Source organism: Roseovarius spongiae (assembly GCF_003651245.1).
In the GTDB taxonomy this organism is placed as follows: domain Bacteria; phylum Pseudomonadota; class Alphaproteobacteria; order Rhodobacterales; family Rhodobacteraceae; genus Roseovarius; species Roseovarius spongiae.
This window is the reverse complement of sequence record NZ_RAPE01000002.1, coordinates 37,270-58,820: the sequence shown is the minus strand read 5'-3', so window position 1 is coordinate 58,820 and position 21,551 is coordinate 37,270. Positions and strand designations below refer to the sequence as shown.

The following is a 21,551-nucleotide window of genomic DNA, read 5'->3' as shown; positions in this document are numbered from 1 at the left end:
ATGGGTGATACGCTTGAGCACGGAACCAGGGCCCGCGTGGTCGAAGCCTTCGCCCCCGCCAAGGTCAACCTGACGCTGCATGTCACCGGCCAGCGCGAGGACGGCTATCACACGCTCGATTCGCTGGTGATGTTCGCGGATGTGGGCGATCACGTCCGCGTCTCGAAGGCGGCGAAGACCACGCTGCGCATGGTCGGCCCCACGGCCCATAACGTGCCCAAGGGCGGCGACAACCTCGTGCTTCGGGCGGCCGCGTTGATGGGCGCGACCGCATCCATCACGCTGGAGAAACACCTGCCCATGTCGGCGGGGCTCGGGGGCGGCTCGGCGGACGCGGTCGCGACCATCCGCGCCCTCGCCGAGCTTACCGGTCAGCCGGCGCCGGCGGACCTGCTGCCGCTGGGCGCCGACGCGCCCGTCTGCGCCGCTGACGCCGGGGCCGCGCGGATGCGCGGCATCGGCGAACAGGTGACGGCGGTGCACGGGCTGCCGACCCTCGACGCGGTCCTCGTGAACCCCAAGATCCCCGTGCTCACCGACGAGGTGTTCCGCCGCCTGCGCAACCGCGACAACACGCCGCTGCCTGACCCCATCCCCACCGGAGAGGACGCCGCCGCATTGATCGAATGGCTGAAAGGCACGCGCAACGACCTCGAGGAACCGGCCATCGAATGCGAACCGGTGATCGCGCAGGTCTTCTCGACGCTCGAGGTGACGCCCGGCTGCCTGCTGACGCGGATGTCGGGATCGGGCGGCACCTGTTTTGGCCTCTATGCCGACGCCGAAACCGCCGCCTCCGCTGCGGGGCGCCTGTCGGAAAGCCACCCGAACTGGTGGGTGACGGCGACGCAGCTCAACGCCTGAAGACGCGCCCGCGGCGCGGTTGTTCAGGCCACCCGCGCGACCACGTAATCGGCGAGATCCGACAGCATATCGCGCACCGGGTGCGCCGGCAGCGCCTCAAGCGCCGCCTTGGCGCGCGCGATCCAAGCCCGCGCCTCGGCCTCGGTCGCCTCGAACGCGCCATGCGCGCGCATCAGTTCGAGCGCCCGGTCGAGATCGCCGTCGCGCTGGTCGCCCTTCTCGATCGTGCGCGCCCAGAACGCGCGTTCCTCCGCATCCGCCGCCGCGGCCGCCTTGATGATCGGCAGGGTCAGTTTGCGCTCGCGGAAATCGTCGCCCGGGTTCTTGCCGGTCGCCGCCGCGTCGCCCCGGAAATCGAGCAGGTCGTCCGCGATCTGGAACCCGATCCCGAGCGCGTCGCCATACTCGAACAGCGCGGCGGTCTGCGCATCGGACGCCCCCGCGATGACGCCGCCTACCTCGGTCGCCGCGGAAAACAGCGCCGCCGTCTTGCCGCGCACCACTTGCAGGTAAATGTCCTCGGTCGTCGCCAGATCGCGCGCGGCGGTGAGCTGCAGCACCTCGCCCTCGGCGATCGTGGCCGACGCGTTGGCAAGGATGTCGAGCACCCGCAGGCTCCCGGTTTCCACCATGAGCTGAAAGGCGCGCGAAAAGAGGTAGTCGCCGACCAGCACGCTGGATTTGTTGTCCCACAGCAGGTTCGCCGTCGCCCGGCCACGGCGCTGCGCGCTTTCGTCGACCACATCGTCATGCAGCAGCGTCGCGGTGTGGATGAATTCGACCGTCGCGGCGAGACGCACGTCGTGATCGCCGACGTAGCCGCTCAGGTCCGCCGCCGCCAGCGTCAGCATCGGGCGCAGCCTCTTGCCCCCCGCTTCGACCAGGTGCGCCGTCACCTCGGGGATGCGCGGCGCGTGGCGGGATTCCATGCGCTCGCGGATCAGCGCGCTCACCGAGGCGAGCTTGCCCTCGAACCGGGCGTTCATGCGCTCATGCGGCTTGGTGGCGGCGTGGTCCAATCCCATCACACTCTCCGGTGGCGGCTCGACAACCGGGGCCGCCGTGCTTAGATCTTCAGCATGAAACTGTTGTTGCGAACCCCCGACATGTCGATCATCGCGTTCGCCCAGGCCCTGCTTCAGGGCGAGGGTATAGACTGCTTTGAAATGGACGTAAACATGAGCGTCATGGAGGGCGGGATCGGGATTTTCCCCCGCCGCCTGATGGTCGCGGAACGTGATTACGCCGCCGCGGCGCGCGCGATGCGCGACAACGGGATCGAGGTTTATGACGGCCCCTGACCCGAGACGCGCCTCCCGTCGCGGCGGAGTTTCGCTGGCGCAGCCCCAAGGATCTTCCTGCCGGGTCCACCGATGCAGCGGATCGCGAAAATCGCGCCGGTGACGGTATTTATGTGCTGCGACATCCTGCCGCACCTCTCTTCTGCGACTGAATCCAGACAATTATTATCAGTATTGCAGCGCGATGCTGCGCCCGCAGCGTGACAGAGGCCGGTATTTGTGCTGCACTCGTACCGTTACCGAAACCCAGCAGAGAGGAGACGCATATGAGCTTGAGTTCGCATGTCGAGGAGTTGAAACGGAAACACCAGGCCCTCTCCGAACAGGTGGACGCCGCGCAACGCGCGCCGGGCGCAGACGATCTGCACATCGCCGAGATGAAGAAGCAGAAGCTGCGCCTGAAAGAAGAAATCACGCGCCTCACGGCCCCGGCCTGAGCGCGCCCACAGCCAACCCCAGGGAGGGCGGTCGATCGCGACCGCCCCCGCCTCGCTCATGAGTCACGTCCGGCGTGGCCCCGCCTTCGCCGCGAGAAGGGCGCCGCCCGCGATCAGAATCGCCGCGATCACGAGCGTTGCGCTCGGCTCGGCTATCCCTGCTCCGATCAGGATCAGCGTCGATAGCAGCGGCGCGGCGTAGGACGCCACGCCGAGCAGCTGGATGTCCCCACGCTTTACCCCGATATCCCAGACATAGAACGCAAGCCCGACCGGCCCGAGCCCAAGCGCGGCGACCGAGGCCCAGCCGATCCAGCCCGCCGGCCAGACCGTTTCCTCGAACAGCAGATGCGCGATGAGCGACAGCGCCGCCGTCCCGGCGCAGAACACCGCGACCGAGTTGGTCGGCACCGCCCCCAGTCGCCGCGACAGCACCGAATACCCCGACCAGGTAAGCGCGCACAGCCCCGCGGCGACGTAGCCGGGGAGCGCCTCGGCCTCGAAGCTCGCCCCGCCGCGCCCGATGATGAGCGCCGCGCCCGCGAAACCCGCCAGCGCGCCCACGAGGTGGCCGGGCCACAGCCGCTCTCCCGGCAGCAACCCCGAGAAGAGCACGATCAGCAGCGGCCAGAGATAGGCGATCAGCCCCGCCTCCGCCGGAGGCGCGAGCCGCAGCGCGGTGAAATAGAACAGGTGGTATCCAAAAAGCCCTGCGATTCCAAAGATGTAAACCGGCCACCGCACCGCGCGCAGCTCCGCCATGCCGCCGCTTCGCGCGACCCACGCCACGCCGATCAGCGTCGCGATCCCAAAGCACATCGCGTTGAGCTGCAATGGCGGCGTCGGCGCCGTGCCCACGGTAAAGAGCGCAAGCAGCGACCACAACAGCACCGCCGCGAACCCGATCGCCGTCGCCCTGCCCTGCGTCATCCCCTGTCCCCCGAACGAAAAACGGCTGCCCCGCCGGGGGCAGCCGCCGCACGCTATGGCGCGTTGCGGTTTACGTCAAACGAAGAACTGCCCGCCATTGGCGGAAATCGTCGAACCGTTGATGAAACCCGCGTCGTCGGAGGCGAGGAAGGCCACGCAGCGCGCGATTTCCTCGGGTTCGCCCAGCCGGCCGGCGGGGATCTGGGCAATGATGCTTTCGCGCACCTTTTCCGGCACCGCCATGACCATCTCGGTCGCGATATAGCCCGGACAGACCGCGTTCGCCGTGATCCCCGCGCGCGCGCCTTCCTGCGCCAGCGACTTGACGATGCCGAGATCGCCCGCCTTGGTCGCGGCGTAATTGACCTGCGCGAACTGGCCCTTCTGCCCGTTGATCGAACTGATGACGATCACGCGGCCGAACTTGCGCTCGCGCATGCCGGGCCAGACCGGGTGCACGGTGTTGAAGACGCCAGTGAGGTTGGTGTCGATGACCTCGCGCCATTGCTCGGGCGTCATCCGGTGAAAGGGCGCGTCGCGGGTGATGCCGGCATTGGCCACGACCACGTCGATCGGGCCGATCTCGTCCTCGACCTTGGCGATGCCGGCCTTGGATTCGTCGTAATCGGCGGCGTTCCACTTGTAAGTCTTGATGCCGGTTTCCTCGCCGAAGGCGGCAGCGGCCTCATCGTTGCCAGCATAGGTTGCGGCGACGTTGTACCCCTCCGCCTTCAGCTTCTTGGAAATGGCCGCGCCGATTCCGCGTGATCCGCCGGTGACAAGTGCTGTTCGTGCCATGATGTTTTTCTCCCTCTGATCCCGTCTGGACTATGCATATCGGTAACTTTGTTACCGCGTCATCCGGGCGCGTGCAATATTATTGCGCACGCATTACGGGCGTCCGCGCTTGGGCGCATGTCGGGGGCGCCTGGCGCCCCCGCCGACCCACGCTCAGCGCTCGACGCAGAGGGCGACGCCCATGCCGCCGCCGATGCACAGCGTGGCGATTCCCTTCTTGGCGTCGCGGCGCTTCATCTCGAACAAAAGGGTATTGAGCACGCGGCAACCCGACGCGCCGATCGGGTGACCGATGGCGATGGCGCCCCCGTTCACGTTCACGATGTCGGGGTCCCAGCCCATCTCCTTGTTCACCGCGCAGGCCTGCGCCGCGAAGGCCTCGTTCGCCTCCACGAGATCAAGATCGCTGACCGACCAGCCCGCCTTGTCCAGCGCCTTGCGGCTGGCGTGGATCGGGCCGACGCCCATGATCGACGGATCGAGCCCCGCGGTCGCGTAGCTGGCGATCCGCGCGAGCGGTTCGATCCCGCGCTTCTCCGCCTCTTCCGCGCTCATCAACAGGGTGGCGGCGGCGCCGTCATTGATGCCGCTGGCGTTGGCGGCGGTGACGGTGCCGTCCTTGGTGAAGGCGGGGCGCATCCGCTGCATCGCCTCGAGATTGGCGCCGTGGCGGATGTATTCATCCTTGTCGACGACGGTGTCGCCCTTGCGGCCCTTGATGGTGAATGGGACCACCTCCTCGTCGAACTTGCCGGCGTTCTGCGCCGCCTCCGCCTTATTCTGGCTCTTGACCGCGAATTCGTCCTGCGCGTCGCGGCTGATCTGCCACTTCTCGGCGACGTTCTCGGCGGTCTGGCCCATGTGGTAGCCGTTGAACGCGTCCCAGAGCCCGTCGCGGATCATCGTGTCGACGTATTTCATGTCGCCCATCTTCTGGCCCATGCGCAGGCTCGCGGCGTGGGGGCTCATGGTCATATTCTCCTGCCCGCCTGCGCAGACGATGGCCGCGTCGCCCAGCTGGATGTGCTGCGCGCCGAGCGCGACGGCCCGCAGGCCCGAACCGCAGACCTGGTTGATCCCCCAGGCCGCGCTTTCCTGCGGAAGACCGGCGTTGATATGCGCCTGGCGCGCCGGGTTCTGCCCCTGCGCGGCGGTCAGCACCTGGCCGAGGATCGTCTCGGAGACTTCGGACTTGTCGACGCCGGCGCGGGCGACGACGGCCTCGAGCACGGCGGCGCCCAGGTCATGCGCGGGGGTGTGCGAAAACGCCCCCATGAACGAGCCGACAGCCGTGCGGGCTGCGGATGCGATTACGACGTTTGTCATGTGTATGTCTCTCCACCAGAATTCTCGGCCCCGGCGATGAAACGACATCGGCAGCGCGGCTGCCGCCCGTCCGGGATCGCCGTTTCCGCCAGTTCCGAAAATTATATCGCAACCGCGGGGGGGCCACAACTGGCCCCGCCCTGCTCCGCGCTCAGGCGGAACTGCGTTCCTCGGCGGTTTGCAGCCAGATCGGCCTGACCGTGGGCGCGCCGTAATAATAGCCCTGAAGGCAATCGATGCCGATGGCGCTCAGATAGGCGGAATCCTCCGCGCGCTCCACGCTTTCGGCGACGGTGACCATGTCGAACTGCCGCCCGATGGTGGCCAGCGCGCCGGTCAGGACTTGGTTGTCCGCGTCCCGCGCGATCCCGCGGATGAACTGGCCGTCGATCTTGAGGATGTCGAAATAGAAGTCCTTGAGATACCGGAACGAGGTGAACCCAGCCCCGAAATCGTCGAGGGCGAAGCTGATTCCCCGCTTTTGCAGATCGTGCATGAAGCTGACCACCAGTTCGGGCACGACCATCGCCGAGCTTTCGGTGATCTCCAGGATCAGGCGTTCGGCGACGGTGGGATGCGCGTCGATCCCGCGCTTCAGGATCCGCATCCAGCGGCCATACCCGATCGAACGCGCCGACATGTTGATCGCCAGCCGCAGATCGGCATGTCGCGCTAGCGTGCGCAGCCCCTTTTCCAGCGCGAGGCAATCGATCACGCGCCCGGTCTCCGTCGCCTCGATCGGGTCAATGAATTCCTTGGCGGGAATGATTCGCCCGGTTTCGTCCAGCACCCGCACCAGTCCTTCATAGAACGCGATGCGATTGGCCTGCCCGGTGGTCACCACCGGCTGAAAGGCCAGCAGCACCTGGTTGTGCCGCACCGCCTGCTCCACCATCGCGATGACCGACCGATCCCGCAGGGAAACGGCGTAGGACAGCGGATCCTCTTGATCGGCCGGAATATCCGCCAACAACCTCTTGTCACTTGCGCGCATCGCAACCTCCGCCTTTGGTCGGGCACAGATTTGCGTCATCGCGCTAAGGAACCCTTAAAGCGAAAATTGAGCGCATCACCCAGCGCCCTCGCCCGCCCGCACGAGCGGCCGGCGCGAGCGCCCCCGTCGCCGCGCGGTTTCGCCCCATTCGCGCCACATTGGCCGGTCTAGTGCCGCCGCGCCGCCGCGCCTCTACATCTAGGGAAATTTACCGCGAAATTTCGTGGAATATTCATTGAATTGAAACCTTTATTCGCTCTCCTTCATGTGCTAACGTGATCGTCATAAAATGAGCCAGCCGAAAAATCGGCGGCCTGAGGCAGAAAAGAGTGGTTCCATGAAGGCTCGGGACAGGCAGCCGACCCGCTGGGGTCTGTTGACGATCAGCGTTATCTGGATTTGCGTATTTGCTCCGCTTGGGGCGCTCGCCGCGCCTTACGCGGCGTTCGTCGTCGACGCGCGATCCGGCAAGGTGCTGCACTCCGAGAACGCCGACACGCGCCTGCACCCGGCGTCGCTGACCAAGATGATGACGCTCTACATCGCCTTCGAGGCGATCGAGAACGGCGAGATCAGCCTTGACGACAAGGTTCTCATCTCGGCCCACGCGGCAAGCGAACCGCCCTCCAAACTCGGGCTGAAGGCGGGCCAGAGGATCAAGCTGCGCTACCTCATCCGCGCCGCGGCGGTGAAATCCGCGAACGACGCCGCCACCGCCATCGGCGAGGCGATCGAGGGCTCCGAGGCCAGGTTCGCGCGGCGCATGAACCGCACCGCCAAGGCCATGGGCATGACCCGCACCACGTTCAAGAACGCGCACGGGCTGACCGAACAGGGACACCTTTCGACCGCGCGCGACATGACCAATCTGGGGCGGCACATGTTCTATGACTACCCGGCCTATTACAACCTGTTCTCCCGGCGCGAGGCTTATGCCGGCGTGCGCACCGTCCATCATACCAACCGCCGGCTGCTCAACAGCTATCGCGGCGCCGACGGGATCAAGACCGGCTATACCCGCGCCGCCGGCTTCAACCTTGTCGCCAGCGCCGAACGCGGCGGCGAGCGGGTGATCGCGACGGTCTTCGGCGGTCGCTCCACCCGGACCCGCAACGCGCGCGTGGCCGAACTGCTCGACCTCGGGTTCCGCAAGGCGCCGACCCGCGTGGCGGTGCACAAGCCGGCCAAGCCACCCTACATGGGCAAGGCCGGAACCGGCACGCCCGGCGGCGTCGGCAAGACCGTGCGCCTGGCCTCCGCCGCCGCCGTGAAGAAAAGCCTGCGGCCCCTCGCCCGCCCGGTTTCCGAAGCGCCCGCGCCCGCCGTCGTCGTCGCCGCGGCCGATATCGAGGCGGCCGTTCTCGCGGCGCAGCAGGCCGCCAAGCTCCCGGCCACGCCCAAGCCGAAAGTGAAACCCGCCGCCGCCAGTACCCCCGAAGCGAAGCCGCGCGAAATCCGTGTCGCCGCGGTGACGACCGCCACGATCAAGCCGCTGCTGCGGCCCGCCGACCTCGCCTCCGAACCGGACCCCGTGCAAGAGGTGGTGACCCGCGTCTCGACCTCGGGCGGGCGCAACTGGGGCGTCAATGTCGGCCGCTACCCGAGCCAGTACAAGGCGCGCAAAGTCCTTCTCAAGACCGCGCTGAGCGAGATCGGCACGCTTGACGGCTCCCTTCGCAAGGTGGTCCGCCGCTCCAACGGGTTCGACGCCAATTTCATGGGGATGACCCGTGAAACCGCGGACCTCGCGTGCCGGCGCCTCCAGGCCAAGCAGTTCACCTGCTTCATGATCGAACCCGGCTGAACGCCCCCGGCCCGGCGAACCGCTCACGGCTTGGGATTGTCGTCCCATTCATCCGACAGGATGCGCCGGCTGTCGCCCTCGGGGTCGTCATACTGGTTGCTGCGCACCGTGTAGATGAACCCGACAAGGCCGATCCCCCCGAGAAACAGGGAAACGGGAATGAGATAGGTAAGGATGTTCATGCCTGCCCTCCCCTGAGCCGCAACGCGTTGAGCGAGACGATGATCGAACTCGTGGACATCGCCAGCGCCGCGATCAGCGGCGTGGCGAACCCCGCGACCGCCAGCGGCACCGCGAGGACGTTGTAGAGCGTGGCGATGCGGAAGTTTTCCGCGATCCGCCGCCGGGCCGATTGCGCGATCGTCGTCGCCTCGGCCAGCACGCGCAGATCGCTCCCCAGCAGCACCATGTCCGACGCCACCCGCGCCGCGTCCAGCGCGCTCGCCGGGGAGATCGAGACATGCGCCGCCGCCAGCGCCGCCGTGTCGTTGAGCCCGTCGCCCACCATCAGCACGCGCCGCCCCTCGTCGCGCAGCGCCGCGATGCGGGACGCCTTGTCCTCTGGCAGCGCCTCGGCCATCCAGCGCGCGATGCCGAGCCTTGCGGCCATCGCCTCGACCGCAGGCGCGCCGTCGCCCGAAAGCAGATAGACCTCGCGCCCGGACGCGATGAGCGCGCCGACTGCCTCCTCGGCCCCTTCGCGCAGCGCGTCGGCAAAGCGCAGCGCCCGCGTATCGCCCTCGCCCAGCTTCAGGTAGGTGGCGGTCTGCGCCAGCGGCTCCGCCCCGGTCCAGGACGCGCGGCCAAGGCGCACCTCCCGCCCGTTCCAGCGACCGCGCGCCCCGTAGCCCGGCGCCTCCTCGATGTCGCTCACCCGCGCCGGACGGACGCCGGCGGCCTGCGCCGCCTGCACCAGCGCGCGCGACAACGGGTGCGACGATCCCATCGCCAGCGCCAGCGCAACAGCCGCCGCCTCGTCGTCCAGATCATGCAGGTTCTCAAGCACCGGCGCCCCCGTGGTCAGGGTCCCGGTCTTGTCGAAGACCACCGTGTCGACCTCGGCCAGCCGTTCGAGCGCGGTCGCGCTCTTGATCAGCATCCCGCGCCGGAAGAGCCGCCCGCTCGCCGCCGTGGTCACCGCCGGCACCGCAAGGCCAAGCGCGCAGGGACAGGTGATGATCAGAACCGCCGCCGCGATGTTGAGCGCGGTGCGAATGTCAAAGGTATAAAGGTACCACCCGACAAAGGCCAGCGCGGAGAGGATATGCACCCCCGGCGCATAGAGCTTGGCCGCGCGATCCGCGAGCGAGGTGTAGTTGCCGCGCCCCGCCTCGGCCACCGCGACGAGATCGGCCATGCGGTGCAGCGAACTGTCCCGCCCCACCGCCGTCGCGCGCACGGTGAGCGGGCCGGTCAGGTTCATCTCGCCCGCCGACACCGCCTGCCCCGGCCCGGCGAAGACCGGCAGCGTCTCACCGGTGAGAAGCGAGCGGTCGAGCTCGGAAACGCCCTCGGCGATTTCGCCGTCCACCGGCATCCGCCCGCCGGGGCGCACGCGGATCAAGTCGCCGGGGCGCAGTTCAGCCACCGCCACCTGACGTTCGCCGTCGCGCTCGATGCGCCAGGCGCGCGGCGTCTCGAGCGCGGTCAACTCCTCTGCGGCCGAGCGCGCGATGCTGCGCGTGCGATGATCAAGGTAGCGCCCCGCCAGCAGGAAGAACACCAGCGTCAGCGCCGCATCGAAATAGGCGTGATGGCCGCTGAGCGCGGTTTCCCATAGGGATGTCACCAGCGCCAGCAGGATCGCCAGCGTGATCGGCACATCCATGTTGAGCCGCCCGGCGCGCAGCGCGCCCCAGGCGTTGCGAAAGAACGGCTGCCCGGAAAACGCGATCGCCGGCAGCGCGATGGCGGCGCTGATCCAGTGGAACAAATCGCGCGTCGCGTCCGCCGCCCCGGACCAGACGGCGACCGACAGCAGCATCACGTTCATGCTCGCGAACCCCGCCACGGCGAGGCGCATCAGCAGGTCGCGCCCGGCCCGGTCGGTCGCCGTCGCGACGAGCGCGGCGGCGTCGAGTTCGTGCGCCTCAAAGCCCAGCGCCTCCACGGCGGCGATCATGTCCTCGGCGCTCACCTCCGGGTCGGCGTCGATCGTCGCGCGCTTGAGCGTGAGGTTGACCCGCGCGGCGCGCACGTCCGAACGCGCGCCCAGGCCCCGCTCGATCTTGGCGATGCAGGCCGCGCAGTGGATCGTCGGCAGCGACAGCAGGATTTCGCCCGGCGAGGGCCGTCCGGCCTCGGCCGCCGCCAGCGCCGCCGGGGCGGCGTCACAGGCCGGACAGGCCGAGGCGGGAGGATGCAGCGCGGCGGTCATCGCTTGATGAGCACGACCCGCTGACGAAATTCGGTTCCGTCCAGCGCCGTGGCCTGCATGCGGATGTTCCAGTTGCCCGCGCCAAGGTCGAGCGGCGCGGTGTAGGCCGCGCCGTCAAAGCTGAAATCCGGCGTCACGTCGTCGCGCACGGACGTGGCGCGCCCCAGCACTGCGTCAAGCGACGCCACCCGCACCGGTGCGCCATCCGCGCCGGTGATCGCCAGCGTCAGCACGCCCGCGTGATGGGTCGCCTCCACGCTCCAGCCCAGCGCCTCCTGCGCGGCGCGGCGATCGTCGAATTCCTGGCTCGCGACATAGGAGTTGGCCACCTCGAGCCCCGGAAACGTCTTCACCGCGCTATAGGCCAGCGCCAGGTTGACCGCGATGATGACCCCGAAGGCGGCGCAAAAGCCGATCAGAACATGGCGCCCCGTGATCCGCCGCTCAGCCATCAGTCGCCCCTTCCGTTAAAGATCGTGTCCTTGGACGCACGTTCGCCGGTGGACATATCCTCGACCCAGATGCGCACATCGCTGCGCGCGCTTTCTGCCGGGTCCGACCCGGCGGGCGCCTGCAAGTAGACCCGCTGGTTGAGCGTACTGTCCGCCGGCGCCGTGATGCTACCATAGGGCGTCCCCTCGATCGACAGGCGAATGCTCGGGTCGCCCTTGACCGTCAGGCGGAACGGGCGGTCCTCGCCATGCTTGTTGAGAAGGCGCACCTCGTAGGTGTTGCGCACCGCGCCGTCGGCCATGGTCACGAAGGTCGGGTTGCGCACCGGCGCGACCGACATCTCGATATCGGGGCGGATGAACAGCGCCACGATCAGCCCGATCCCCACCAAGGCCCAGAGCGCCGTGTAGAGAACCGTTCGGGGTCGCAGGATGTGCCTGATGATCGGGCGCGCCTGCTGGCCGGCCCTCTCGTTCACCTCGTCGGTCAGCGCCATGTAGTCGATCAGCCCGCGCGGCTTGCCGATCTTGGCCATGATGTCGTCGCAGGCGTCGATGCAGAGCGCGCAGGTGATGCACTCCATCTGCTGTCCGTCGCGGATGTCGATGCCCATCGGGCAGACGTTGACGCAGGCCATGCAGTCGATGCAGTCGCCGGGGCCGTCCTTGGCCGCCGCGTCGATGTCGCTCAGCGGCACGCCGGGATAGGGCGTCGGGCCGTAGGTCGCCTTGCCCGGGCCGGCGGCGCGCGATTCCGCCTCGGCGGCCCTGGCCGTCTCGGCGTCGCGGCGGCGCACGTTGCTCTTGCCGCGCGGCTCTCCGCGCCATTCGCGGTAACCGACGACCAGCGTGTCCTCGTCCATCATCGCCGCCTGGATCCGCGGCCAGGGGCAGGCGTAGATGCAGATCTGCTCGCGCGCGAAGCCGCCGAAGAAGAACGTCGTCGCGGTCAGGATCGCCACGGTGGTATAGGCCACCGGGTGCGCGGCGCCGGTCAGCAGGTTGCCCAGCAACGTCGGCGCGTCGGCAAAGTAGAACACCCACGCGCCCCCGGTCGCCACCGCGATCAGAAGCCAGGTGATCCACTTGGTGATGCGCAGCCGCGCCTTGCGGATGTCCCATTTCTTCTGCCGGTGCAGGCGCAGCCGCGCGTTGCGGTCGCCCTCGATCCAGCGCTCAACGAGGATGAAGAGATCCGTCCACACCGTCTGCGGACAGGCGTAGCCGCACCAGACCCGGCCCAGCGCCGAGGTGAACAGGAACAGCCCCAGTCCCGCCATCACCAGAAGGCCGGCGACGAAGTAGAATTCGTGTGGCCAGATCTCGATCCAGAAGAAATAGAACCGCCGGTTCGCGAGATCCACCAGCACCGCCTGGTCGGGGAGGTTCGGACCGCGGTCCCAGCGGATCCAGGGCGTGACGTAGTAGATCCCGAGGGTGATCGCCATGATCACCCATTTGAGGTTGCGGAACGCGCCCTTCACCTTCTTGGGAAATACAGGTTCGCGCGCGGCGAAAAGCTCGGGGGGCGTGTCGGCGGGACTGTCGGCCACGGCAAATGTCTCCGGTCTTGCGGACGTGTCGTGCAACCTTGTCGCAGCGGCCTTCCCCGGCAGCCTTGACCTGCATCAAATTTCGAGTCCGTACCTGATCTTTCGCGGCGCCGGAAGCAAGGCCCCGCTTCAGTCTGTCGCATCCCTGTGACGACGCAGCCAGCGCAGGAACGTGCGCGCGGGCGGGCGCAGCACGCCGGGGCGGGTGACGATGAAATACCCGGTCGCGCCCTCGTCGCGAAAGAGGATGCGCAGATTGCCTGTCGCCACGTCCTTTTCGACCCATTTCTGCGTCAGCACCGCGATGCCCTGCCCGCTGCGCGCCCCCTCGAGCAGAAGGTTGCCGGGCAGCATCGTGACCGAGCGCGCCCGCCCCTGCGTCACGCCGGCCCGCGTCAGCCAGTCCTGCGCCTGGAGCGCGTCAAGCTCGTCCAGCCAGGGATAGTCCAGCAACTCGCGCGCATCGGCGAAGACGCGGTCACCCACCAGCGACGGCGCGGCGACGACCACGACATCGGTCGGCACCAGCAACTCCGCGTCGAGCCCCGGCCATTGCCCCGCCCCGAAACGCACGGCCAGGTCGATCCCGCCCGCGCTCGGGTCCGCAAGCGTAGGCGACGGATTCACCATCAGATCGATCCCCGGATGACGCTCCTGGAAATCGCGCAGCCGCGGCATCAGCCAGTTGGCCGCGAACTGCGGCGTGGTCGTGACCTGCAGGGGGCGGTCCGCATCCGCGCCGGTCAGCTGCGCCGCCGTCTGCGCGATGGCGCCGAACCCTTCGGCCAGCGCGGCGGCCAGCGCTTCGCCCTCGGTGGTGAGAGTCAGACCGCGCCCGCTGCGATCCACCAGCGGCAGGCCCATATGCGCCTCGAGCGCCTTGACCTGCTGGCTGATCGCCGCATGGCTCACGTTGAGCAGCCTGCCCGCCCCGCCCGCGCTCCCGGCCTGCGCCAGCGCGACAAAGGCGCGCAGCGCCGTGAGGGGTGGCAGGGCGCGCCAGTCAATCATGTTAGAATTCCTTACAGGCATGTAAACTTTCTGAATCGTATTAAGGCAAGGTACCGCCTAAATTTAAGTCACGCAACGCCATCGCGAAAGGAAACGCCATGCTGGCCATATTCGCCAAATCTTTCATGACCGCCGCCCGCGCCGAGGAACGCGACTCGACGAACCACTGGGGTGAGAAGCAGCGCTTCGACCGTCGCCGCGAGGCCGAGATCGAGGCGCACACCACCGCGCGGCGCCGCGACTGAGCCGCACCGTCCCGCCCCGGTCGGCCTCTCCCGCCGCTGGCCGTGGCGCGGCCGCCGATGGGCCGCGCCCGAACCGGGTGCGGCCCGGCTGTGACGGGATGGGGCGTTTGAGGGGAGGCCAGTTTCGTAGAAAAAATGGACGATACGCCAGATATGCGGGCCGGCGGTTTAGCGGGACAAAGCGGTCGTTAGCGAAAGACGTGCATCGGCGGGCCGCGGTGCGGCGATCCAACGATAATTAGGCAGCGCTTTATGCCTGCCAAATCCGAAAAAATCAGATCACTGCGCTGGTGGCAGCCCAATCGCCGTGCCGGGGGGCGGCCCGGCGATGCGCGGCGGCCTGCGGCCTTGATTCCGCGCCGCGATAATTCAACATGGCCTCTTCGCGGCCATTAACCGCACGTCACAAGAATATCCGCCTGCCTCCGAACACTGGCAACCCGCCCCACCGTCCCAAACGCGAAAAGCGCCCGCAAGGGGGCGCTGAGCAGCGTTGAATCGGCGCCGGCCCTGCGGAAACGCGTGAACGGATCAGGGGCCGGCGCCTTCCCGCAGGCAGGAACTACCTGCGGGCCACTCTTCCCGCGCGGCGGGGGTTACTCCCCCCCGCCAAGCTGGTGCACGTAGGCCGCGACCGCGCGTATCTGCGCATCGCTCAGCCGCGACGACCACGCCGGCATGACGCCGAACCGGCTATAGGTGACCGTCGTCTTGAGCGTGTCGTAATCCCCGCCATAGAGCCAGATCGCGTCCCGCAGGTTGGGCGCGCCCATGCTGCGGTCGCCCGTGGCGTCGTCGCCGTGACAAGTGGCGCAGTTGTCCATGAAGACCGTCTCCCCCGCCGCGACCATCGACGCGTCTCGTGGCGTCTTGGACAGCGACATGACGTAGTTCACGACCTGGTCGATCTCCTCCTTGCTCAGGATGTCGCCGAAGGCGGGCATCTCGGAATAGCGCGCGTCGGGGTCTTCCTCGTTGCGGATGCCGTGCGCGACGGTGGCGTGAATATCCTCGATCCGGCCGCCCCAGAGCCAGTCGTTGTCCAGCAGGTTGGGATAGCCCTTGGCCCCCGCCGCGCCCGATCCGTGACACTGCGCGCAGAAGGTCATGAAGACCGACGCGCCCGCCTTGCTGGCGTAGGCGTTGAGTTCGGGGTTCTTCTCGATCTCGGCCAGATCGACAGAGGCGAGCTGGTCCCAGTTCTCCTTGTTGGCGTCTTCGGCGCGCTGGATGTCGGCGGCGACGTTGGCGCGTGTTGACCAGCCCAGAAGGCCGCTCGTCGCGCCGCTGATCATCGGCCAGGCGGGATAGGCGATGGTATAGCCGACGCCCCAGATGATCGTGGCGTAAAATGTCCAGAGCCACCAGCGCGGCATCGGGTTGTCGAACTCCTCGATCCCGTCCCAGCTATGGCCGGTAGTCTTCGGGTCTTCTGCGATCTTCTTCGATTTCTTGGCCATTCTTGTCACTTCTCCTTGGCGTCGTCGCCGTCGTCGTCATCGCCGCCGGCGTCGTCCGGCGCGGGCTTGTCCTCGTGCCGGAAGGGAATGTTGCGCTGGTTCTCGTAGCGTTTGGAGCCGCCGGGCCGGAACACCCAGACGACCATGCCGACGAAGAACACGAACAATGCGAGAAGCATCCAGCTGTCCGCGAATTGCCGCAGGAACGAGTAGGTTTCCATGTCGCTCTCCATCCCTACCGGCTCTCCACCGGGGTGAAGGTCGAGAAATCGACCAGCGTTCCGAGCATCTGCAGGTAGGCGATCAGCGCATCCATCTCCGAGATGCCCGGCTGCCCGTCGAAATTGCGCACCTGCGCGCCCGGGTAGCGTTCGAGCATGGCGTCGTAATCGCCGAACGGATCAACCTGCACCTTGAAGTCGGCGGCGGCGTTCTCGATCATCTCGTCGGTATAGGGCACCCCGACCATGCGATGTGTGCGCAGCAGGTCCTCGATGTAATCGGGCGAGATCAGCCGATCCTCGAGATAGCCGTATTTCGGCATCACGGATTCCGGCACCACCGACTGCGGGTCGCGCATGTGATCAAGGTGCCATTCGTCCGAATACCGCCCGCCGACCCGCGCGAGGTCCGGCCCCGTGCGCTTGGAGCCCCATTGGAACGGGTGATCGTACTTGCTCTCCGCCGCGAGGGAGTAGTGCCCGTAGCGTTCGACCTCGTCGCGCATGGGGCGGATCATCTGGCTGTGGCAGACGTAGCAGCCCTCGCGCACATAGATGTCGCGCCCGGTCAGCTCCAGCGGCGAATAGGGTCGCATGCCCTCCACGTCCTCGATGGTGTTCTCGAGCCAGAACAGCGGGGCGATCTGGACGATCCCCCCGATCGAGACCACCAGAAAGGCGAAGATCGCCAGCAGGGTCACGTTTCTCTCAAGGATCTGGTGTTTTTGCAGAATCGCCATTGGTGTCGACCCCCGTCTATTCCGCCGGCACGGCGGAGTTGCCCGCCGCAACGGCAGGGCTCCGACGCACGGTCATGTAAAGGTTGTAGCACATGATCAGCGCGCCGCTCAGGAACAGCACCCCGCCAAGGCCGCGCACGACATACATCGGGAACTTGGCCGCCACGGTGTCGGCGAAACTGTTCACGAGGAAGCCGTTGGCGTCCACCTCGCGCCACATCAGGCCCTCCATGATCCCCGTGACCCACATCGAGGCCGCGTAGAGGATGATCCCGATCGTGGCGAGCCAGAAATGCCAGGACACCAGGCTCAGACTATAGAGCCGCTCGCGGTTCCAGAGGCGCGGCACCAGGAAATAGAGCGCGCCGAAGGTGATCATCCCGTTCCAGCCCAGCGCGCCGGAATGCACATGTCCGATCGTCCAGTCGGTATAGTGCGACAGCGAGTTGACGGCCCGGATCGACATCATCGGCCCCTCGAAGGTGGACATGCCGTAGAACCCGATGGAGATCACCATCATGCGGATCACCGGATCGGTGCGCAGCTTGTCCCAGGCGCCCGACAGCGTCATCAGCCCGTTGATCATCCCGCCCCAGGAGGGCATCCACAGGATGATCGAGAACACCATGCCCAGCGTCGAAGCCCAGTCGGGCAGCGCCGTGTAGTGCAGATGGTGCGGACCCGCCCAGATGTAGAGAAAGATCAGCGCCCAGAAGTGGATGATGCTGAGCTTGTAGGAATAGACCGGACGCTCCGCCTGTTTCGGGACAAAGTAGTACATCATCCCGAGGAACCCGGCCGTAAGGAAGAAGCCCACCGCGTTGTGCCCGTACCACCACTGCACCATCGCGTCCTGCACGCCCGAAAAGACCTGCACGGATTTCGATCCGAAGATGCTGACCGGGATGGAGAGGTTGTTGACCACGTGCAGCATCGCCACGGTGATGATGAAGCCGAGGTAGAACCAGTTGGCCACGTAGATATGCGGCTCGCGCCGCTTGACCAGCGTGCCGACGAACACCGCGAGATAGGAAAGCCAAACGACGGTGAGCCACCAGTCGGCGTACCATTCCGGCTCGGCGTATTCCTTGGACTGCGTCGCGCCCAACAGGTAACCCGTCGCCGCCAGCACGATGAAGAGCTGATACCCCCAGAACACGAACCACGCGAGGTTCCCGCCCCAGAGCCGCGCCGCGGCGGTGCGCTGCACAACATAGAGCGACGTCGCGATCAGCGCGTTGCCGCCAAAGGCGAAGATCACCGCCGAGGTATGAAGCTGTCGCAGCCGGCCGAAATTGGCGTAACCCTCGGCCCATTCGAAGTTGAGCTCGGGAAAGGCCAGCTGGAAGGCGATGAACGTGCCCACGAGGAAGCCGACGACACCCCAGAGCGCGGTCGCCACCACCCCGGCGCGCACCACGCCGTCGAGGTATTCACCCGACAGATCGACCCGCGCCACGGGTTCGTCGGTGTTGCGCAGCACCCAGAGGAAAACGGCCGCGGCCGCCAGCGCCACGGTCAGCGCGTTTGCCAAATAGGCCGCGTCGCGCGCATTGTTGGCCGCTATCAGCGCCAGCAGCGTGATCACGCCAAGCACGATCAGCTTGAAATAGTTCGACATCTTTCGTCCCTTCGTCCCATTCCTCTCCTTCCGCGCGAACCATCAGGTCCGCGCGGGCGCGTTCAGTCGCGGCGTATATGCGGGCTTCCGCACGGCTATTCCTTGATCTGCATCAATAACAGACCGGTCTTTCTTTGACATGTCGCAAAGTGGAAATCCGCCTCCCGGGCCATACCTGTCCACACGGGCGATATGCAAGCCCGCGCGTCACATGCATGAAGAGGAGACCCGCATGACCTACAGGACCGTTGCGACCGTTCTCACCCATACCGACCTGGTCGCGCCGGTGCTCGACAGCGCCGAAACCTTCGCCCGCGCCAACGACGCGCATCTCGAGGTGCTCGCCATGGGCGTGGACCCGTCCTCGGCCGGGTTCTACTACGCCGGCGCCTCGGCGATGGTGGTGGAGCAGTCGATCGTGCGCGCGCAGGAAACCGCCGCCGCCGTGGCCGCCGAGGTGCGCAAACGTCTTGAGCAGAGCGAACTGCGCTGGAGCTGCGACGAAGAGATGGCGCAGCTCTCGGACCTGCCCCGCCGCGTCGCCGACCGGATCCGCTTCAGCGATCTCGCGATCCTGCCCAAGCCCTATGGCGAAGGCCGCGGCGCCGAGCTTGAGGCGGTGGTCGAAACCTGTCTCTTCGAGGGCAGCGTGCCGGCGCTGATCCTGCCCGAGGACGCCGCCTATGAAGACGCGCCCAAACGCGTCGTGGTCGCCTGGAACGAGGCGACCGAGGCGCTCAACGCGGTGCGCGCGGCGCTGCCGCTGCTGCGCGGCGCGGACAAGGTGCATGTCGTCGTCATCGACCCGCCCAGCCACGGGCCCAACCGCTCGGACCCCGGGGGGATGCTGTCGCAGTTCCTCGCGCGTCACGATGTCTATGTCGAGATCGACGTGCTCTCCAAGACGCTGCCGCGGGTGGCCGACGTGCTTATCCGTCACGCCACCGACATGGACGCCGAGATGATCGTGATGGGCGCCTATGGCCGCTCGCGCTTCCGCGAGGCGGTGTTCGGCGGCACCACGCGCAACATGCTGGAAAACGCGGTGCTGCCGGTGCTGATGGCGCACTGAAGCGCGCCGGCCTGCCGGGTCAGACCGGCAGGCCGCCGTCCGAATCGTCGCCCGCCTCGTCCAGAAGGCGGTCGAAATCCGGCACCGTCACGCGCCGCTTGCCTTCGAGCACGATAACCCCGTCACGCCGGAGGGCGGAGATCTGGCGGCTCACGGTCTCGAGCGTCAGCCCGAGGTAGTCGGCCATCGCCTCGCGCGTGAGCGGCAGGTCGAACACCATCTTCCCCGCCGGCGCGCCAAGGTTGAGCGTCGCGTTGCGCCGCCCGATGATCGACAACAGCGACGCGATCTTCTCGCGCGCCGTCTTGCGCCCCAGCACCAGCATCCATTCGCGCGCGGCGTCGAGCTCGTCCAGCGTCATCTGAAGCAACCGCTGCGCCACGGCGGGCGTCACGCTCAGCAATTGCTCAAAGGGTTTCTTGCGGAAACAGCACATCACCATGTCGCTGGTCGCCACCACGTCATAGGCCGCGACACTGCGTCCGGGGCGGCCGACGAAATCGCTTGGCAGCAGCAGGCCGACCATCTGCGTGCGCCCGTCCTCCATCGTCTGGGTGAGCGTGGCGATCCCCGTGACGACCGAGCCGACGAAATCCATCTGATCGCCGGACCACACGATCGTCTGGCCGGCCTCGAAGTTTCGGTAATACTTGATCCGGTCAAGCTGCTCGAGCTCTTCGGCCTCGCATTGCGCGCAGACGGCGCGATGCCGGATCGGGCAGGCGCCGCAATCGCGCGGGAGCGTCGGGGTCTGCTGGTTCAACATATGGCGCAACTGTCCGGAAGTTTGATCTGCGTCAAGGATGGGCGCGTGTTTCGGCCTAAGGTATTTGCATGGATACCAAAGCACAACTCGGCAGGCTCGGCCTGTTTGACGCGCGCGTGCCGCGCTACACCAGCTACCCGACCGCCCCGCATTTCGGAAAATCCGTCGGGGCAGGCACTTTCGCCGGCTGGATCGGCGCGATTCCCGAAGGGGCGCGCATTTCGCTCTACGTGCATGTGCCGTTTTGCCGCAGGCTCTGCTGGTTCTGCGCCTGCCGCACCCAGGGCACCCAGAGTGACGCGCCGGTGATCGCCTATCTCGAGACGCTGAAGGCCGAACTCGCGCTGCTCGGCAAGCATCTGCCCAAGGGCGTGACGCTGTCGCGCCTGCACTGGGGCGGGGGGACGCCGACGCTCCTCAAGCCGTCGATGATGACCGATCTGGCCGGCGCCATTCGCGAGGTGGCCCCGTTTGCCCCCGAGACCGAATTCTCGGTCGAGATCGACCCGAACGAGATCGACGGCGCGCGCCTCGACGCGCTGGCGGCGGCGGGCATGACCCGCGCCTCGATCGGAGTGCAGGATTTCGACCCGAGGATACAGGAAAGCATCGGGCGGCGCCAAAGCTTCGAGATCACCCGCGACGCCGCGCTGGAAATCCGCGCCCGCGGCATCACCAGCCTCAACGCCGACATCCTCTTCGGCCTGCCCCACCAGACCGGCGGGCGGATCACCATGAGCGTGCAGAAACTCCTGTCGCTCAACCCCGATCGCGTCGCGCTTTACGGTTACGCGCACGTGCCGTGGATGGCCAAGCGCCAGCAGCTCATCCCGTCCGAGGCGCTGCCCTCTCCGCAGCAGCGGCTCGACCTGTTCGAGACCGCGCGGCGTCTGTTTGTCTGGGACGGCTACGATGAAATCGGCATCGATCACTTCGCGGCGCCCTCCGACAACCTCGCTCGCGTGCAGCGGCAGGGCCGGCTGCGGCGCAACTTCCAGGGCTACACGGACGATCCCGCCGACGTTCTGATCGGCGTCGGCGCCTCCTCCATCTCGCGGTTTCCGCAGGGCTACGCGCAGAACACCTCTGCAACCGGGCTGCATACCGGCGCGATCCGCGCCGGGCGCTTCTCGACGGTGCGCGGCCATGCCTTCTCGGGCGAGGACCTGATGCGCGGGCGCATCATCGAGGCGTTGATGTGCGATTTCAACGTGCGCAGCGCCGAGATTTGCGAGGATCACGAGATTTCCCCCGCCCGCCTGCGCGCGCTGTTCGAGGACGTCGCCGCGTGCTTCGACGGCCTCTTGCAGGTCAGCGACAAGGGCCTCGCCATCCCGCCCGAGGCGCGCCCCCTCACCCGGATGGTCGCACGCGCCTTCGACACCTACGCGATGGACACCGCCGGCCACAGCTCCGCGATCTGAACGCCGCTCACCCGTCTGCGGGCAGGGCCGCTTAATGGGCCTCGACCGGCCCGTCCGCGCCGTTGCGGCGCCTCCGCGTTCGGCGGGAATGGCGGGCTGGGCGAAGTGGCGCGCATGACGTGCGGCTTTCAACGGGTTACGCCATCACGCTGGGC

At 67.1% G+C, this 21,551-nt stretch carries 22 protein-coding genes; 7 read left to right on the top strand and 15 right to left on the bottom strand.

Annotated elements, in window-relative coordinates:
• Nucleotides 1-864: a 4-(cytidine 5'-diphospho)-2-C-methyl-D-erythritol kinase gene (locus tag D6850_RS06990; protein ID WP_121166816.1), complete on the top strand. Its 864-nt coding sequence runs from the start codon at nt 1-3 to the stop codon at nt 862-864.
• 23 nt (nt 865-887) lie between these two features.
• On the opposite strand, the gene D6850_RS06985 is transcribed toward D6850_RS06990, so the two are convergent.
• Nucleotides 888-1,889, bottom strand: a complete 1,002-nt coding sequence (locus D6850_RS06985; protein WP_121165278.1) for a polyprenyl synthetase family protein — start codon at nt 1,887-1,889, stop codon at nt 888-890.
• A 54-nt stretch (nt 1,890-1,943) separates the two neighbouring features.
• Here D6850_RS06985 and D6850_RS06980 point away from each other — a divergent pair, with 54 nt between their 5' ends.
• Nucleotides 1,944-2,165, top strand: coding sequence for a putative signal transducing protein (locus D6850_RS06980; RefSeq protein WP_121165276.1), 222 nt, complete (start codon nt 1,944-1,946; stop codon nt 2,163-2,165).
• A gap of 266 nt (nt 2,166-2,431) precedes the next feature.
• Complete coding sequence (locus tag D6850_RS06975; protein WP_121165274.1) at nt 2,432-2,602, top strand: YdcH family protein; 171 nt, start codon at nt 2,432-2,434, stop codon at nt 2,600-2,602.
• 63 nt (nt 2,603-2,665) lie between these two features.
• On the opposite strand, the gene yddG is transcribed toward D6850_RS06975, so the two are convergent.
• From yddG to D6850_RS06955, 4 genes are all read right to left on the bottom strand, one after another.
• On the bottom strand, nt 2,666-3,532 hold the full coding sequence (yddG, locus tag D6850_RS06970; protein WP_121165272.1) for an aromatic amino acid exporter YddG: 867 nt from the start codon (nt 3,530-3,532) through the stop codon (nt 2,666-2,668).
• Nucleotides 3,533-3,607: 75 nt separating this feature from the next.
• Nucleotides 3,608-4,330, bottom strand: a complete 723-nt coding sequence (phbB, locus tag D6850_RS06965) for an acetoacetyl-CoA reductase (protein ID WP_121165270.1) — start codon at nt 4,328-4,330, stop codon at nt 3,608-3,610.
• A gap of 153 nt (nt 4,331-4,483) precedes the next feature.
• The gene (locus D6850_RS06960) at nt 4,484-5,656 is read right to left on the bottom strand and encodes an acetyl-CoA C-acetyltransferase (RefSeq protein WP_121165268.1); all 1,173 of its coding nucleotides are present in this window, start codon (nt 5,654-5,656) and stop codon (nt 4,484-4,486) included.
• A gap of 151 nt (nt 5,657-5,807) precedes the next feature.
• Nucleotides 5,808-6,650: an EAL domain-containing protein gene (locus tag D6850_RS06955; RefSeq protein WP_121165266.1), complete on the bottom strand. Its 843-nt coding sequence runs from the start codon at nt 6,648-6,650 to the stop codon at nt 5,808-5,810.
• 337 nt (nt 6,651-6,987) lie between these two features.
• Between D6850_RS06955 and D6850_RS06950 the strand changes: the two genes are divergently transcribed.
• Nucleotides 6,988-8,454 (top strand): D-alanyl-D-alanine carboxypeptidase family protein, encoded by a 1,467-nt coding sequence (locus D6850_RS06950; RefSeq protein ID WP_121165263.1) that lies wholly within the window; start codon nt 6,988-6,990, stop codon nt 8,452-8,454.
• A 23-nt stretch (nt 8,455-8,477) separates the two neighbouring features.
• On the opposite strand, the gene ccoS is transcribed toward D6850_RS06950, so the two are convergent.
• The 5 genes from ccoS to D6850_RS06925 form a co-directional block, all read right to left on the bottom strand.
• Complete coding sequence (ccoS, locus tag D6850_RS06945; protein WP_121165261.1) at nt 8,478-8,636, bottom strand: cbb3-type cytochrome oxidase assembly protein CcoS; 159 nt, start codon at nt 8,634-8,636, stop codon at nt 8,478-8,480.
• Entirely contained in the window at nt 8,633-10,831 is a 2,199-nt protein-coding gene (locus tag D6850_RS06940) for a heavy metal translocating P-type ATPase (protein WP_121165259.1), read from the bottom strand. Before D6850_RS06940 ends, ccoS begins: the two co-directional genes overlap by 4 nt.
• Complete coding sequence (locus D6850_RS06935) at nt 10,828-11,283, bottom strand: FixH family protein (RefSeq protein ID WP_206019228.1); 456 nt, start codon at nt 11,281-11,283, stop codon at nt 10,828-10,830. The genes D6850_RS06940 and D6850_RS06935 overlap by 4 nt, the downstream gene beginning before the upstream one ends.
• Nucleotides 11,283-12,836 carry a cytochrome c oxidase accessory protein CcoG gene (ccoG, locus tag D6850_RS06930; RefSeq protein WP_121165255.1) on the bottom strand — a complete coding sequence of 518 codons (1,554 nt, stop codon included), beginning with the start codon at nt 12,834-12,836 and terminating at the stop codon, nt 11,283-11,285. The genes D6850_RS06935 and ccoG overlap by 1 nt, the downstream gene beginning before the upstream one ends.
• 129 nt (nt 12,837-12,965) lie before the next feature.
• Complete coding sequence (locus D6850_RS06925) at nt 12,966-13,847, bottom strand: LysR family transcriptional regulator (protein ID WP_245964124.1); 882 nt, start codon at nt 13,845-13,847, stop codon at nt 12,966-12,968.
• 98 nt (nt 13,848-13,945) lie between these two features.
• Between D6850_RS06925 and D6850_RS19425 the strand changes: the two genes are divergently transcribed.
• Nucleotides 13,946-14,092, top strand: coding sequence for a hypothetical protein (locus D6850_RS19425; protein ID WP_166434016.1), 147 nt, complete (start codon nt 13,946-13,948; stop codon nt 14,090-14,092).
• Nucleotides 14,093-14,688: 596 nt separating this feature from the next.
• Here D6850_RS19425 and ccoP read toward each other — a convergent pair.
• Genes ccoP through ccoN form a run of 4 tightly spaced genes read right to left on the bottom strand, consistent with a single transcriptional unit; the run spans nt 14,689 to nt 18,134 of the window.
• Nucleotides 14,689-15,552: a cytochrome-c oxidase, cbb3-type subunit III gene (gene ccoP, locus D6850_RS06920; protein WP_121165253.1), complete on the bottom strand. Its 864-nt coding sequence runs from the start codon at nt 15,550-15,552 to the stop codon at nt 14,689-14,691.
• Nucleotides 15,553-15,557: 5 nt separating this feature from the next.
• Nucleotides 15,558-15,773 carry a cbb3-type cytochrome c oxidase subunit 3 gene (locus D6850_RS06915; RefSeq protein ID WP_121166812.1) on the bottom strand — a complete coding sequence of 72 codons (216 nt, stop codon included), beginning with the start codon at nt 15,771-15,773 and terminating at the stop codon, nt 15,558-15,560.
• A 14-nt stretch (nt 15,774-15,787) separates the two neighbouring features.
• On the bottom strand, nt 15,788-16,513 hold the full coding sequence (ccoO, locus tag D6850_RS06910; RefSeq protein ID WP_121165251.1) for a cytochrome-c oxidase, cbb3-type subunit II: 726 nt from the start codon (nt 16,511-16,513) through the stop codon (nt 15,788-15,790).
• Between the two features lie 16 nt (nt 16,514-16,529).
• Complete coding sequence (gene ccoN / locus D6850_RS06905) at nt 16,530-18,134, bottom strand: cytochrome-c oxidase, cbb3-type subunit I (RefSeq protein WP_121165249.1); 1,605 nt, start codon at nt 18,132-18,134, stop codon at nt 16,530-16,532.
• Nucleotides 18,135-18,366: 232 nt separating this feature from the next.
• On the opposite strand from ccoN, the gene D6850_RS06900 reads away from it, so the two are divergent.
• Nucleotides 18,367-19,206, top strand: a complete 840-nt coding sequence (locus tag D6850_RS06900; protein ID WP_121166810.1) for a universal stress protein — start codon at nt 18,367-18,369, stop codon at nt 19,204-19,206.
• A 19-nt stretch (nt 19,207-19,225) separates the two neighbouring features.
• Here the strand turns inward: D6850_RS06900 and fnrL are convergent, their stop codons facing one another.
• Entirely contained in the window at nt 19,226-19,972 is a 747-nt protein-coding gene (gene fnrL / locus D6850_RS06895) for a transcriptional regulator FnrL (RefSeq protein WP_121165247.1), read from the bottom strand.
• A gap of 68 nt (nt 19,973-20,040) precedes the next feature.
• Between fnrL and hemN the strand changes: the two genes are divergently transcribed.
• Nucleotides 20,041-21,396, top strand: coding sequence for an oxygen-independent coproporphyrinogen III oxidase (gene hemN, locus D6850_RS06890; protein WP_121165245.1), 1,356 nt, complete (start codon nt 20,041-20,043; stop codon nt 21,394-21,396).
• The last annotated feature ends 155 nt before the right edge of the window (nt 21,397-21,551 follow it).

What these genes read in the sequence shown, in the direction of transcription:
- D6850_RS06990 (WP_121166816.1), top strand. Translation starts at nt 1, where the DNA reads ATGGGTGATACGCTTGAGCACGGAACCAGGGCCCGCGTGGTCGAAGCC.
- D6850_RS06985 (WP_121165278.1), bottom strand. Translation starts at nt 1,889, where the DNA reads ATGGGATTGGACCACGCCGCCACCAAGCCGCATGAGCGCATGAACGCC.
- D6850_RS06980 (WP_121165276.1), top strand. Translation starts at nt 1,944, where the DNA reads ATGAAACTGTTGTTGCGAACCCCCGACATGTCGATCATCGCGTTCGCC.
- D6850_RS06975 (WP_121165274.1), top strand. Translation starts at nt 2,432, where the DNA reads ATGAGCTTGAGTTCGCATGTCGAGGAGTTGAAACGGAAACACCAGGCC.
- yddG (WP_121165272.1), bottom strand. Translation starts at nt 3,532, where the DNA reads ATGACGCAGGGCAGGGCGACGGCGATCGGGTTCGCGGCGGTGCTGTTG.
- phbB (WP_121165270.1), bottom strand. Translation starts at nt 4,330, where the DNA reads ATGGCACGAACAGCACTTGTCACCGGCGGATCACGCGGAATCGGCGCG.
- D6850_RS06960 (WP_121165268.1), bottom strand. Translation starts at nt 5,656, where the DNA reads ATGACAAACGTCGTAATCGCATCCGCAGCCCGCACGGCTGTCGGCTCG.
- D6850_RS06955 (WP_121165266.1), bottom strand. Translation starts at nt 6,650, where the DNA reads ATGCGCGCAAGTGACAAGAGGTTGTTGGCGGATATTCCGGCCGATCAA.
- D6850_RS06950 (WP_121165263.1), top strand. Translation starts at nt 6,988, where the DNA reads ATGAAGGCTCGGGACAGGCAGCCGACCCGCTGGGGTCTGTTGACGATC.
- ccoS (WP_121165261.1), bottom strand. Translation starts at nt 8,636, where the DNA reads ATGAACATCCTTACCTATCTCATTCCCGTTTCCCTGTTTCTCGGGGGG.
- D6850_RS06940 (WP_121165259.1), bottom strand. Translation starts at nt 10,831, where the DNA reads ATGACCGCCGCGCTGCATCCTCCCGCCTCGGCCTGTCCGGCCTGTGAC.
- D6850_RS06935 (WP_206019228.1), bottom strand. Translation starts at nt 11,283, where the DNA reads ATGGCTGAGCGGCGGATCACGGGGCGCCATGTTCTGATCGGCTTTTGC.
- D6850_RS06925 (WP_245964124.1), bottom strand. Translation starts at nt 13,847, where the DNA reads ATGATTGACTGGCGCGCCCTGCCACCCCTCACGGCGCTGCGCGCCTTT.
- D6850_RS19425 (WP_166434016.1), top strand. Translation starts at nt 13,946, where the DNA reads ATGCTGGCCATATTCGCCAAATCTTTCATGACCGCCGCCCGCGCCGAG.
- ccoP (WP_121165253.1), bottom strand. Translation starts at nt 15,552, where the DNA reads ATGGCCAAGAAATCGAAGAAGATCGCAGAAGACCCGAAGACTACCGGC.
- D6850_RS06915 (WP_121166812.1), bottom strand. Translation starts at nt 15,773, where the DNA reads ATGGAAACCTACTCGTTCCTGCGGCAATTCGCGGACAGCTGGATGCTT.
- ccoO (WP_121165251.1), bottom strand. Translation starts at nt 16,513, where the DNA reads ATGGCGATTCTGCAAAAACACCAGATCCTTGAGAGAAACGTGACCCTG.
- ccoN (WP_121165249.1), bottom strand. Translation starts at nt 18,134, where the DNA reads ATGTCGAACTATTTCAAGCTGATCGTGCTTGGCGTGATCACGCTGCTG.
- D6850_RS06900 (WP_121166810.1), top strand. Translation starts at nt 18,367, where the DNA reads ATGACCTACAGGACCGTTGCGACCGTTCTCACCCATACCGACCTGGTC.
- fnrL (WP_121165247.1), bottom strand. Translation starts at nt 19,972, where the DNA reads ATGTTGAACCAGCAGACCCCGACGCTCCCGCGCGATTGCGGCGCCTGC.
- hemN (WP_121165245.1), top strand. Translation starts at nt 20,041, where the DNA reads ATGGATACCAAAGCACAACTCGGCAGGCTCGGCCTGTTTGACGCGCGC.